The following is a 12685-nucleotide window of genomic DNA, read 5'->3' on the forward strand; positions in this document are numbered from 1 at the left end:
GACGCTTCAGCGGCTGGGGCTGGGCGTTCGGCCGATCAAGGCCTGACCGTGGGCCCAGGCCGTCGCGATCCATCCGTCCATGGTCCGGCCGGCGGTCTCGACCGAACCCGCCCTGATCGACAGAACCAGCGTCAGGGCGCCGATCAAGGCCAGCAGAACCAGCAGAGTGTTGACCAGGGACGCCGCCGAGACTCTGCGCTTGCGTTTGCGAGGCCGCGACCAGATCGGTCCCTCGGCGCCGGCCGAAGCCCGCGTCAGTGTGGAAAATCGCATCGTCCTGCCCCCATAAGCTTGACTGCCGTGCGGCGATTTTAGCCGCTTCAGCGGAACAGTGATAGACAAGGGAACCGGTGCGGGAGTCCAGCGTTCTCGTATTCGGGGCGAACCCAGGATAAAGGAATTCACCATGAACAAGGCCATCATCGCCATAGCCGGCGCCGGTCTTCTGGCTTCGGCCTGCGCCAGCGATCCTTACGGCGGCACCAACCAGACGGTGCGCCAGGGCGCCATCGGCGCGGGCCTCGGCGCCGTGGCGGGCGCGGTCATCGGCAACAATGTCGGCGGCGGCAATGCGGCCACCGGCGCCCTGATCGGCGGCGCCCTGGGCGGTGCGGCCGGCGCGGTGCGCGGCTCTCAGGCGGACCGCAACAACCAGCAGCGTTATCGCGACAGCCAGGGTCGCTACTACTACTGCTACGACAACCGCCAGGACGAATGCTACTGGGACAATGGCCAACGGCGCTATTGAGCCTCAGGGTTTCTGAACGGGCGCGAGACGGTTCGCGTCCGTTCAACCGGGCGGCTCGTCGGCGACGGGCCGCCCTTTTTGCGTCTGCAGACGCACAACCGAGGGGGACGGTATGAGATATCTGACGATTTCGGCATTGGGTTTGGCCGCGGCCGTGTCGGCCTGCGCCACCGCGCCGTCGCGAGACGCAATCGTGACGGGGGAATCGCCGTGCGCGCCGGTGCGGTTCGACATCTATTTCCGTGAAGGCGAGGCTCGGCTTACGCCTGCGGCCGATCAGGCGATCACGGCGGCGGCGAATGTGCTGAAGACCTGCGACGTTCGGCGGGTCCAGGTGCTGGGCCTCGCGGACGCCACGGGCGGGTCTGCGGCCAACCTCAGCCTCTCTCAACAGAGGGCGCGGTCCGTGGCCCAGGCCTTGAACACCGCGGGCCTGCCCGCCCCCGTCTTCGACGTGGCCGCCGCCGGGGACGTCGGCGCAGTCACGACCGAGGGCGCTGCCGAGCCGTTGCGCCGCCGCACCGAGGTGGCGATCGACGCCCATCCTCGCTGATCCCGTAAAGGCGCCCTGACAGGGGCGGTCTCCCGGCCTAAAAGGCCGATCATGCGCCTTCTTTTCTCCATCCTGTTCAAGGCCGGCCGGCTCCGCGACGGCTCCAGATTCGGGGTGCGCCTGCTGCTGGTCTTGAACCTGGGCCTGCTGCTGGGCCTGGCCTCTCCGGCCCTGGCCCAGGTCCGAAGCCAAGCCCCCGTCGAGACGGGCGCTCAGGGCGAGGAGAACATCCGGGCGGAACTCATTCCTCTGACGCGCTGGGCGGCGCCGGGCTCCACCGCCGTGGTGGCGGTGCGACAGCAGATCGCCGAGGGGTGGCACACCTATTGGCGCAACCCCGGCGATTCCGGGGGCCCCACCACCCTGAACTGGCGCCTTCCGCCGGGGGTCGAGGCCGGCGACATCGTCTGGCCCCTGCCGACCCGCCAGCGGCTGATGAGCTTGGTCAACTACGGCTATTCGGGCGAGGTCTATCTGCCCGTGCCGATCGAGATCCCGGCCTCGGCCCGACCCGGCACCACCCTGCCCCTGGTCGCCGACGCCCTGTTCCTGGTGTGCAGCGACCAGATGTGCGTGCCGGTGCAGATGAGCCTGAGGCTGGACCTGCCGATCCGGGAGGGGGCGCCGCCGCTGGACCCGGATCACGGTCGGGCGCTCCAGGCCGTGCTCGAGGCCGCGCCCCGCCCTGCCGGGATCGAGGCGCGCGCCGCGCTCGAGAACGGCGTCCTGACCCTGTCGGCGGCGGGCGGACCGCTGGCGGAGATCATGGGCGGCGCGCCGGGCGTGACCCAGGCCTATTTCTATCCCTATGACGGCGGCGTGATCGACCATGCTGCGGCCCAGTCGGGCCAGGCCGGCCCCCGGGGGCTGAGCCTGACCCTGACCCCCGGCGCCGGTCTGAAGGCCCAGGGCCTGACCCGGCCGGTGTCCGGCGTCCTGGCCACCGACGCCGGCGCCTGGGAGATCACGGCCCGGCCCGGTCCCCCCCTGCCCGGAACAACCGGCGGCGCGGCCCTCAGCGACGAGGTCGTCCCCCCCGCCGAAGGGACCGGCGCGGGCCTGATCCTGCAGTCGATCCTGTTCGCCTTCGTCGGCGGACTGATCCTGAACCTGATGCCCTGCGTCTTCCCCATATTGGCGATGAAGGCCGCCGCCCTGGCCGCCTCGGCCCATCAGGCCGGCGAGGCCCGGCGCGACGGCCTGCTGTTCCTGGCCGGGGTCCTGTCCAGCTTCCTGGTTCTGGCGGGCGCCCTGCTGATCCTGCGCGCGGGCGGCGAGGCCATAGGCTGGGGCTTCCAGCTTCAGTCGCCGGCGGTGATCGCGGGCCTGGCCCTGCTGATGCTGGGCGTCGGCCTGAACCTGTCGGGCGTCTTCCATGTTGGGGCTGGGCTGCAGGGGGCCGGCGCCGGTCCCCTGTCGCGGCTGCCCGGCGGCGTGGGGGCCTTCTTCACCGGGGTGCTGGCCGTGGTCGTCGCCGCCCCCTGCACCGCCCCCTTCATGGCCGCCGCCCTGGGCGCAGCCCTGCTGGCGCCCTGGCCCGCGGCCCTGGCGATCTTCCTGATGCTGGGCCTGGGCCTGGCCCTGCCCTATGTGGCGATCAGCCTGTCGCCCGGCCTGTTGCGACGCTTCCCCCGGCCGGGGCCGTGGATGGAGCGGCTGAAGGCCCTGCTGGCCTTCCCCATGTACGGCGCGGCCCTGTGGCTGGTCTGGATCTTTTCGCGCCAGACGGGGCCCGAGGCCCTGGCCCTGGTCCTTGCAGCGGGCCTGATGCTGGCCTTCGGCCTGTGGCTGTCCGGTATGAACCAGGCGCGCCGGGCCCAGGGCGGGACCGCCGTGGTCAGCGCCGTCGCCGCCACCCTGGCCCTGTTCTTCGCCGTCGGTTTCGCCGGTCTGGCCGCCACTCGGCCGCCGTCTGCGGCGGCGGCCGAGACTGGTTTTCTCACAGCCGCCCCCTGGTCGGCCGAGGCCGTCCGCGCCGCCCAGGCGGCCGGCCGTCCGGTCCTGGTGAACTTCACCGCCGACTGGTGCGTCACCTGCAAGATCAATGAGCGCGCCGCCCTGTCCTCGCCCCGCGTCGCCGAGGCCCTGAAGGCGTCGAACGCCCTCTATCTGGTCGGCGACTGGACCCGCCGCGACGACGCCATCAGCCGTGAACTGGAGCGTCACGGCCGCTCGGGCGTGCCCCTGTATCTGTTCTATCCCGCCGCCGGCGGCGAACCCCGCATCCTGCCGCAGTTGTTGACCGAGGGTGTGGTGGTCGAAGCGCTGACGGGACGGTGAAGACGCGGCGAGCGTCGGATGCGGCGGCTCAGTGGCGGATGACCAGCGTCCTCCGGATCTCGACCGCCTCCAGGCGGTCGATGCCCTTCAGCACCACGATCCACGACTGGCCGTCCGGAGGCGTGCTGTCGAAATGGACCTCGGCCTCGGGCCAGCGGTCGTCGACGACCGGCTGCATCTTTCGAACCCGCACCCGGCCCTCGGTCGGCTCTTCCTGATAGACGGTGTTCTTCAGCCGAACGCCCAGCAGCCGATCCAGCGGCAGGTCGGCCAGGGCGCGTCGCGGATCAGCGCAATCTTCCGGCTTGTCCGAACGACAGGACAGGGCGAACCCCAGTTCGTCGGGGCCGGCGGCCCGCGCCATCGCCCGCGTCAGCCGGTCGAGCATCCGCAGGGTCGGTTCAAGCTCGCGCTCCGGGGCGCCGATCCAGCCGCCCTCTGACAGACACCCCGCATCAGAGGCGAGGTTCGGATAGGTCGGGGCGTAGAAGACGACGGTCTGAAAAGGCGTCAGCGCCAGCGGCGTGTCGTCGGCCGCCTCCTCGCCCACGCGCGGCGCCCCGGCCGAGGCGACGTGGGAGGTGCGGCGGCACAGGCCGTCCGAATGGACGCTCGGGCGCTCGTCGAAGCGAATGAAATAGCTCTGACCCGGAAGCCACTGTCGCCGGACGAGGCCGCCCTCGATCCGCGCCGCCGTCTCCGGCGGCAGTATCCGCTGCGCCAGGGCGACCGGCTCGGCCCCGCGCACCGCGCCGAGCGGAACGGTCGCGGATTCGACCATTGACGCGGCCATTGATGCGGCAACGGCGATCAGGGGCACAAGACCAGCCATGGGGACTCCGGAAACGGTTTCCCCCAGCCTGCACCCGCACCGTCACCCCCGCAACCCGCAACCCGCAGAGGTCGGGGTTTCGCTCGCTAGACCTCAGGCTGAGGCGGGGCGGTGATCACTTCGACATTGTCGTTCAGCAAATAGGACAGTTCCGACAGGGCCGTAGCGCGCTCTGCGGGGGTAGCGGCGGCCTGAACCGCCTGGACCTTTTTCGGCATGTCCTCGGAGATGCCGCGCAGGATGCATTTCAGATCGCCGTCGGTGCCCCGTTCCTTCAGAATCAGATGGCCCTGCAGGTCCAGGGCCGCCAGTTCGTCCGCCTGGGCCTTGAAGCCGGTGAAGGCCTGGCTGGTGAAGAAACCGGCGTCGTCCGCAGCCTTTGACGCCGCCCAGCCGTCGACCATCGCCTTCAGCCTCCCGGACCGGGCCACGATGTCGGCGAACAGGGGCTCGGCCGCCACGGACACGGGGGCGCCGGCGGCCGCAGCGGGCTGATCAGCCGCCAGGGCCACGGCGGGATTGGACAGGGTCAGGGCGATCGTGAGAGCAAGGCCGCAGGACATGGGTGACTTCCTGTTTCAGCGTCGGCTAGGACGTTGAACCGGCATACGCTCGACCCGTAAACGAGTGTTTACCTTCCTTGTCTTCCCAAGATTTCTCCTCCCGAGGACGACTGATGACCCGCAACGACGCCTGGACCGCCTTCGACGCCGCCGCCGCAACGGCGGGCAAAGCCCGTATCGTGGACCAGTTCGCCGCCGATCCGGACCGGCTGGCGCGGATGTCGGTCGAGGCGGCGGGTCTCTATCTGGATCTGTCGAAACAGAGCTGGACCCGGGACGCCTTCGAGGCCTGTCTGGACCTGGCCCACGCCTGCGACGTCGAGGGCCGTCGCGCCGCCCTGTTCGCCGGCGAGGCCGTCAACCTGACCGAGGGCCGGGCCGTGCTGCATCCGGCCCTGCGGGCCCCGGCCGGCGCCGACTTCAAGGCCCTGGGCGAGCCGGTCTCGGCCGAGGTGGACGCGGTGCGCGCCGACATGAAGACCTATGCCGAAGCCGTGCGCGCGGGCGCCGAGGCGGGGGCGACGGGCAAACGGTTCAAAGCCATCGTCCATGTCGGCATCGGCGGCTCGGACCTGGGTCCGCGCGTGGTGTGGGACGCCCTGCGGCCGCTGGAGCCGTCCATCGACCTGCGTTTCGTCGCCAACATCGACCCCCGCGACATGGCCGAGGCCCTGACGGGGCTCGATCCCGAGACCACCCTGGTCGTGGTGGTGTCCAAGACCTTCACCACCCAGGAAACCCTGGCCAACGCCGAGGCGGCCAAGGCCTGGCTGGCGGCCGCCCTGCCGGTCGAAGGCATGACGAAACACTTCATCGGGGTGACGGCGGCGCCGGACAAGGCGGCGGCCTTCGGCTGCGGCCGCACCTTCGCGTTCAGGGACTGGGTCGGCGGACGCTATTCGCTGTGGTCGGCGGTCAGCCTGTCGTGCGCCATCGCCCTGGGCTGGGACGTGTTCGAGGCCATGCTGGCCGGGGCGGCGGCCATGGACGATCACTTCGTCTCGGCCCCGCTGGAGCGGAACGCCCCGATCCTTCTGGCCCTGGCCCAGGTCTTCAACGTTGACGGCCTGAACCGGCCGGCCCGCACGGTGGCCCCCTATGCCCACGCCCTGCGCCGCCTGCCGTCCTTCCTGCAGCAGCTGGAGATGGAGTCGAACGGCAAGCGGGTGCATCGCGACGGAACCCCCGTGACGCGCCAGACCTGCCCCGTCGTCTTCGGCGAGCCCGGCACCAACGGCCAGCACGCCTTCTTCCAGCAGATCCACCAGGGTCCCCAGATCGTCCCGGCCGAGTTCGTCATCGTGGCCAAGACCCATGGAGACGCGCCGGAATCGCCGCTCTGGTCCAACGCCCTGGCCCAGGGTCAGGCCCTGATGCTGGGCAAGACCACCGAAGCCGCCAAGGCGGAAGGCCTGGCCCAGGGCCTGTCGCAAGAAGAGGCGACCCGTCTGGCGACCCACCGGACCTTCACCGGAAACCGCCCCTCGACCGCCATACTGATGGACCGTCTGACGCCCCAGACCCTGGGCGCCCTTCTGGCCCTCTATGAGCACAAGACCTTCGTCGAGGGCGTGATCTGGGACATCAACAGCTTCGACCAATGGGGCGTAGAGCTGGGCAAGGTCCTAGCGAAGGCGATCCTGAAGGATGTGGAGGCGGGACGACCGTCCGAGGCACTGGACCCCTCTACCGCCGCCCTGATGCGACGCCTGTCGCAATGAAGGTCGTCGCTGCAACTTGGCAAAGGGTCGAGGCCCTGGCGCTTTTCGGCGCGGCCCTGGCGGCCTACGCCCATATGGACGCCAGCTGGATCCTGTTCGCCGTCCTGTTTTTGGCGCCCGACGTCAGTTTCGCAGCCTATCTGGCGGGGCCGAGTCTCGGCGCCCTGGGCTATAATCTGGCGCACAGCCTGATCGGCCCCCTCGTGCTGGGAGCCGTGGGGCTCGCCGCATCCATCCCCTCAGCCACGTCCGTGGCCCTAATCTGGCTGGCCCATATCGGCCTGGATCGCGCCCTGGGGTATGGGCTGAAATCGCCTGAAGCCTTTGGCGTGACTCATCTCGGCCTGATCGGACGCGCGCGTTCGCGACCCTGATCAAACCCGGTCCTCGCGGTCCGGCGCGGCGTCGATCGTCAGGACGCGCCGGGGGGTGCGTCTCCCGGCCGGCGGCGAGCGGTGCAGGACCACCGGCAAGTCCGGCCAGGCCTCCCAGCCCGGCGCCGTGCCCTTGATGACGGCGACGTCGCCAGGGCGAAGGGTGCGGACCCGACGACGCGTGCCGATCAGGCGCCCGTCCAGATCCTCGCCGATCTCGCCGGCGAAGGCCCATTCCGGCCCCGGCCCCTCATAGGCGACGATCAGGCGTACCGGCACGGCGTCCTGATGAAATCGCGGGCAGGCGCGGCGGGTCACGGTCTCGCAGCGCGCCCGCCAGGCGTCGCATCCGCTTATCGCCGCCACAATCTCCGCCAATCCCTCTATATCCTGCAGCAACCACTCGGGCGCCGGACCGGACGTGGCGATCCAGCGCCCGTCGCAGTCGGCGGTGAAGTCCGGCGGGGGTAAGGCGTCCGGCGGCATGGGACTGGGCCGCGACCAGATCGCCATCCGCACCTGCGGCTCGAAAAGGGTGGTGAAGACCGTGGGCGCCTGCCCCTGGACGACTGCGCCGACCGCCATGGAAAACCTTGCTGACTATGCATGTTATAATATAACGTAACTCTCACAGTCGCCGGGCTGTGGTCAAGCTCGGCGCAGCAGCCGTGGAGCGCCGTCATGTCCGAGCTTCAAGACCCTGGCCGTCACCGTCCTGTCCGGCTTTCTCGGGGCCGGCAAGACGACCCTGCTGAACCACGTCCTGGCGAACCGCGACGGGCTGCGGGTCGCGGTCATCGTCAACGACATGAGCGAGGTGAACATCGACGCCGCCCTGGTGCGCGACGGCGGCGGGGCGGACCTGTCGCGGACCGAGGAACGGCTGGTTGAGATGTCCAACGGCTGTATCTGCTGCACCCTGCGCGAGGACCTGCTGATCGAGGTCGGCAAGCTGGCGCGCGAGGGTCGGTTCGACTGCCTGCTGATCGAATCCACCGGGATATCCGAACCCATGCCGGTCGCCGCCACCTTCGACTTTCGCGACGAGGACGGTTTCAGCCTGTCGGACCTGGCCCGGATCGACACCATGGTGACGGTGGTGGACGCCTTCAACTTCCACCGCGACTATCCCTCGACCGACCGGCTGAAGACCCGCGGCGAACATCTGGGCGAGGACGACGAACGCACGATCGCCAATCTGCTGATGGACCAGATCGAGTTCGCCGACGTCATCGTGCTGAACAAGTGCGATCTGCTCGATGCGACCCAACTCGGGACGCTGAAGGCGATGATGGCCCAGTTCAATCCGCGCGCCCGGATCATCCAGGCAGTGCGCGGCGCCGTGCCCCTGGATCAGGTCGTCGGCACGGGCCTGTTCGACATGGAAAGGGCGGAACAGGCGGCCGGCTGGTCCCAGGCCCTGCGCGGCGAGGTGACGCCCGAGACCGAGGAATACGGCGTCTCAACCTTCGTCTACAGGGCGCGCAGACCCTTTCATCCCCGGCGCTTCTATGACCTGCTGCAGCGCGAATGGCCCGGCGTCTGGCGCTCCAAGGGCTTCTTCTGGCTGGCCAGCCGGATGGACTATGTCGGTTCCTGGAGCCAGGCCGGGGCCGTGACCGAACATGAATGGGGCGGACTGTGGTGGGCTTCGGCGCCGCGCGAGCGCTGGCCCGACGACAACGCCGAATGGCTGAAGGCGATCGAGGCCGTCTGGCGACAACCCTATGGCGACCGTCGTCAGGAGATCGTCCTGATCGGCAAGGACATGAACCGCGATCTGCTGACCTCCCTGTTCGACGCCGCCCTTTTGAGCCGGTTCGAGATGGAACGCGGACCCGAGGGCTGGGCCAGGCTGGAGGATCCCTTCCCGCATTGGGACCCGCGTCGGGACGCGGCATGACAAAAGGGGCGTCTTGATAAGGCGCCCCTTCTGAATTTCACGTCCGCAGTCTACCAGCGGCGATCGTAGCGATAGTCGCGGCGCTCGTCGCGCCGGTCATAGCGCTGGTCGCGGCGCCAGTCGCGATAATCACGGCGCTGCTCCCAGCGCGGGTCGCGGCTGTTGATGCCGTGCTCGCGTTCCCAGTGGCCCTGGTTCCGGTAGCATTGGCCGCCGCGATAATAGCCGCAGTCCGATCCGCGATTGGACGAGGCTACCGCGCCCAAGGCCGCGCCGGCCAAGGCGCCGCCCGCAATATAGGTTCCGTCGCCATTGCCGTAGACGGCGCCCGCCAGTCCGCCGACGGCGGCGCCGATCAGGGCGTTGCGGGCGGTGTCGTCGCGGTCACGCGACTGGGCCGAAGCCGGGGCGGCGGTCAAGGCCAGGGCGGCGGCGGGGGCGACAACGGCGGCGGTGATTTTCAACAGCTTGGACATGGTCCGTCTCCTCTGAATCGCCTCGCGTCTTCCGGGGATCGCGAGCGTTGAGGTGGTTTTAGCGCGCGCCGTTTGAACGGGTTCGGAGGCCGTGGTTCATCGCGCGTTCATCCGTCGCGGAAGTTTCACACGCGGCGGCGCTTGACGCCCCGCCGCCCTCTGACTAACTCCCGCTCGCGTTAGCACTCTCCGTGGTCGGCTGCTAAAACGGCGGTCGCGGAGAGGCTGACCCATTGTTCAAATCGCCCCATTTGGGGGATCAAGGGAGACAACCGATGGCGTTTCGTCCGCTCGGCGACCGCGTGCTGGTCAAGCGCGTTGAAGAAGAATCCAAGACCAAGGGCGGGATCATCATCCCCGACACCGCCAAGGAAAAGCCCCAGGAAGGCGAAGTCGTCGCCGTCGGCCCCGGCGCCCGCGACGACTCGGGCAAGGTCAACGCCCTGGAGCTGAAGACCGGCGACCGCATCCTGTTCGGCAAGTGGTCGGGCACGGAAGTGAAGATCGACGGCGAAGACCTGATCATCATGAAAGAGTCGGACGTGCTTGGAGTGCTGAGCTAAGGCTCAGCCCTCAGTGGCGAGTGATCAGTGGCGAGTGGCGAGCAGGTTTCCGGACGAAACCGCCGCCGTCGCCCCAATCTCAGATCCTCGCCACTCGCCACTAACCACTCGCCACTCACACAAAAGGAGCTGCCCGCATGGCCGCTAAAATCGTACAGTTCAACACCGACGCGCGCGACAAGATGCTGCGCGGCGTCAACGTCCTCGCCAACGCCGTCAAGGTGACCCTGGGTCCGAAGGGTCGCAACGTCGTGATCCAGAAGTCCTTCGGCGCCCCGCGCTCGACCAAGGACGGCGTCTCGGTCGCCAAGGAAATCGAGCTGGAAGACGCCTTCGAGAACATGGGCGCCCAGATGATCCGCGAAGTCGCTTCGAAGACGAACGACAAGGCGGGCGACGGCACCACCACCGCGACCGTTCTGGCTCAAGCCATCGTGCAAGAGGGCCTGAAGGCCGTCGCCGCCGGCATGAACCCGATGGATCTGAAGCGCGGCATCGACAAGGCCGTCGGCCTGGTCCTGGAAGAGGTCAAGACCAACTCCAAGCCCGTTTCCAACAACTCGGAAATCGCCCAGGTCGGCACCATTTCGGCCAACGGCGACTCCGAAATCGGCGAGCTGATCGCCCAGGCCATGGCCAAGGTCGGCAATGAAGGCGTGATCACCGTCGAGGAAGCCAAGACCGCCGACACCACCGTCGACGTCGTCGAAGGCATGCAGTTCGACCGCGGCTATCTGAGCCCCTACTTCATCACCAACGCCGACAAGATGGAGGCCGTTCTCGAAGAGCCGCTGATCCTGCTGTTCGAGAAGAAGCTGACCTCGCTGCAGGCCATGCTGCCGATCCTGGAAGCCGTGGTGCAGTCGGGCCGTCCGCTGCTGATCATCGCCGAGGACATCGAAGGCGAAGCCCTGGCCACCCTGGTGGTCAACAAGCTGCGCGGCGGCCTGCGCGTCGCCGCCGTCAAGGCGCCGGGCTTCGGCGACCGCCGCAAGGCCATGCTGGAAGACATCGCCATCCTGACGGGCGGCCAAGTCATCTCGGAAGACCTGGGCATCAAGCTGGAGAGCGTCACGCTCGACATGCTCGGCAAGGCCAAGAAGGTCTCGATCACCAAGGACGACACCACCATCGTCGAAGGCGTGGGTGAGAAGGCCGACATCGAAGCCCGCGTGGCCCAGATCAAGCGCCAGATCGAAGACACCACCTCCGACTACGACAAGGAAAAGCTGCAGGAACGTCTGGCCAAGCTGGCCGGCGGCGTCGCGGTTCTCCGCGTCGGCGGCTCGACCGAAGTCGAAGTGAAGGAAAAGAAGGACCGCGTCGACGACGCCCTGAACGCCACCCGCGCTGCGGCTGACGAAGGCATCGTTCCCGGCGGCGGCATCGCCCTGTTGAAGGCCTCCAAGATCCTGGCCGACGTCAAGGGCGACAACGCCGACCAGAACGCCGGCATCGCCATCATCCGTCGCGCCCTGCAGGCCCCGATCCGTCAGATCGCCGAAAACGCCGGCGTCGAAGGCTCGATCGTGGTCGGCAAGGTGCTGGAGAACAACGACGCCTCCTTCGGCTTCAACGCCCAGACGGAAGAGTACGGCGACCTGGTCAAGATGGGCGTCATCGACCCCGCCAAGGTCGTCCGCACGGCCCTGCAAGACGCCGCTTCGGTGGCCGGCATCCTGATCACCACGGAAGCCGCCGTCGCCGACGCCCCCAAGAAGTCGGGCGGCGCCGCCGCTCCTGACATGGGCGGCATGGGCGGCATGGGTGGCATGGACTTCTAAGTCCAAGCCTTCCGACGCTGAAATGCAGAAGGGCGGGACCGCGAGGTCCCGCCCTTTTCTATTGTCGCGCCCGTTCTGTGAGCGTCTGGATTATCGCGCTCAGAATTCGGAGATCGCCCCCGGCCGGCGCGACCGGCTCTTCAGCCACATGACGCCCAAGAGATCGGCGAAGGCGACCTTCAGCCGGCCCCAGTTGGTGTATTTCGACCGGCCGGTTTCGCGGTGGCGGTGATCGACGTCCAGATACTGGTTTCGGTAACCCTCGCGGATCATCAGGGCCGGCAGATAGCGGTGGATGTGATCGAAATAGGGAAGCCGCAGGAAGACGTCGCGGCGAAAGGCCTTCAGCCCGCAGCCGGTGTCGTCGGCGTCGTCGCCCAGCAGCCGACGACGGATGCGGTTCGCCCAGACCGAGGCCTGGCGTTTGGCGGCGCTGTCCTGGCGCTTGGCCCGTCGCCCGCCGATCAGACCGACGTCTGCGGGGGCCGCAAGCAGGGCGTCCACCAGCCGGGGCGCATCGGCCGGCGGGTTCTGACCGTCGCCGTCCATCGTCACCACCACCGATCCCCGCGCCGCCAGCACCCCGGTGCGCACCGCCCGGCTCTGGCCCGCATTGGTTCCGTGGGCCAGAACCCGCAAGGTCGGCAGTTCGGCCATGGCCGCCTTCAGCTCGGCCAAGGTCGCGTCCCTGGAGGCGTCGTCGACGAAGATCATTTCATAGGACCGGCCGGCGAAGGCGGCCGCGATTTCACGCGCCAGGGGCACGGCGGCGCCGGCCTCGTCGTGAACGGGAACCACGACGGAGATCTGGGGCGCGTCAGGAGCGATTTGGGCGGTCATGCCGCTCCATAGACGAGATCGACGGCTTAGGGGAGACGGCTGACGCCG

The 12685-nt window shown here is 68.5% G+C and carries 14 protein-coding genes; 8 read left to right on the forward strand and 6 right to left on the reverse strand.

Translation table 11 applies throughout. From position 1 onward, the window contains the following. Positions 1-6 precede the first annotated feature (6 nt). Positions 7-273, reverse strand: a complete 267-nt coding sequence (locus ACW178_RS02405) for a hypothetical protein (RefSeq protein ID WP_182713769.1) — start codon at positions 271-273, stop codon at positions 7-9. A 133-nt stretch (positions 274-406) separates the two neighbouring features. Here ACW178_RS02405 and ACW178_RS02410 point away from each other — a divergent pair, with 133 nt between their 5' ends. The 3 genes from ACW178_RS02410 (at position 407) to ACW178_RS02420 (ending at position 3581) form a co-directional block, all read left to right on the forward strand. Then, positions 407-748, forward strand: a complete 342-nt coding sequence (locus ACW178_RS02410) for a YMGG-like glycine zipper-containing protein (protein ID WP_054764362.1) — start codon at positions 407-409, stop codon at positions 746-748. A 112-nt stretch (positions 749-860) separates the two neighbouring features. Then, the gene (locus ACW178_RS02415) at positions 861-1301 is read left to right on the forward strand and encodes an OmpA family protein (protein ID WP_054764363.1); all 441 of its coding nucleotides are present in this window, start codon (positions 861-863) and stop codon (positions 1299-1301) included. Positions 1302-1352: 51 nt separating this feature from the next. After that, positions 1353-3581 (forward strand): protein-disulfide reductase DsbD family protein, encoded by a 2229-nt coding sequence (locus ACW178_RS02420; protein ID WP_492024824.1) that lies wholly within the window; start codon positions 1353-1355, stop codon positions 3579-3581. Between the two features lie 28 nt (positions 3582-3609). On the opposite strand, the gene ACW178_RS02425 is transcribed toward ACW178_RS02420, so the two are convergent. Together ACW178_RS02425 and ACW178_RS02430 are read right to left on the reverse strand one after the other, a co-directional pair. Then, a complete protein-coding gene (locus ACW178_RS02425; RefSeq protein ID WP_191554762.1) occupies positions 3610-4362 on the reverse strand; it encodes a hypothetical protein in 753 nt (250 codons plus the stop codon). A gap of 137 nt (positions 4363-4499) precedes the next feature. Beyond that, entirely contained in the window at positions 4500-4976 is a 477-nt protein-coding gene (locus tag ACW178_RS02430) for a hypothetical protein (RefSeq protein WP_054764365.1), read from the reverse strand. 110 nt (positions 4977-5086) lie between these two features. Between ACW178_RS02430 and pgi the strand changes: the two genes are divergently transcribed. Continuing rightward, positions 5087-6697: a glucose-6-phosphate isomerase gene (pgi, locus tag ACW178_RS02435; RefSeq protein WP_227976094.1), complete on the forward strand. Its 1611-nt coding sequence runs from the start codon at positions 5087-5089 to the stop codon at positions 6695-6697. Further along, positions 6694-7071, forward strand: coding sequence for a DUF4260 domain-containing protein (locus tag ACW178_RS02440; protein WP_152949221.1), 378 nt, complete (start codon positions 6694-6696; stop codon positions 7069-7071). The genes pgi and ACW178_RS02440 overlap by 4 nt, the downstream gene beginning before the upstream one ends. On the opposite strand, the gene ACW178_RS02445 is transcribed toward ACW178_RS02440, so the two are convergent. Continuing rightward, positions 7072-7656 (reverse strand): DUF1826 domain-containing protein, encoded by a 585-nt coding sequence (locus tag ACW178_RS02445; RefSeq protein ID WP_152949222.1) that lies wholly within the window; start codon positions 7654-7656, stop codon positions 7072-7074. 166 nt (positions 7657-7822) lie between these two features. Here ACW178_RS02445 and ACW178_RS02450 point away from each other — a divergent pair, with 166 nt between their 5' ends. Then, positions 7823-8974: a GTP-binding protein gene (locus ACW178_RS02450; RefSeq protein ID WP_492025041.1), complete on the forward strand. Its 1152-nt coding sequence runs from the start codon at positions 7823-7825 to the stop codon at positions 8972-8974. A 50-nt stretch (positions 8975-9024) separates the two neighbouring features. Here ACW178_RS02450 and ACW178_RS02455 read toward each other — a convergent pair whose 3' ends face one another. Continuing rightward, positions 9025-9450 carry a YMGG-like glycine zipper-containing protein gene (locus ACW178_RS02455; RefSeq protein WP_152949224.1) on the reverse strand — a complete coding sequence of 142 codons (426 nt, stop codon included), beginning with the start codon at positions 9448-9450 and terminating at the stop codon, positions 9025-9027. A 275-nt stretch (positions 9451-9725) separates the two neighbouring features. Between ACW178_RS02455 and groES the strand changes: the two genes are divergently transcribed. Together groES and groL are read left to right on the forward strand one after the other, a co-directional pair. After that, complete coding sequence (gene groES, locus ACW178_RS02460; RefSeq protein WP_152949225.1) at positions 9726-10013, forward strand: co-chaperone GroES; 288 nt, start codon at positions 9726-9728, stop codon at positions 10011-10013. A 137-nt stretch (positions 10014-10150) separates the two neighbouring features. Continuing rightward, complete coding sequence (gene groL, locus ACW178_RS02465) at positions 10151-11797, forward strand: chaperonin GroEL (RefSeq protein WP_054764371.1); 1647 nt, start codon at positions 10151-10153, stop codon at positions 11795-11797. Between the two features lie 99 nt (positions 11798-11896). Here groL and ACW178_RS02470 read toward each other — a convergent pair whose 3' ends face one another. Then, positions 11897-12637, reverse strand: coding sequence for a glycosyltransferase family 2 protein (locus tag ACW178_RS02470; RefSeq protein WP_054764372.1), 741 nt, complete (start codon positions 12635-12637; stop codon positions 11897-11899). Between the last annotated feature and the right edge of the window lie 48 nt (positions 12638-12685).

Source organism: Brevundimonas sp. AVps4 (genome assembly GCF_058681525.1).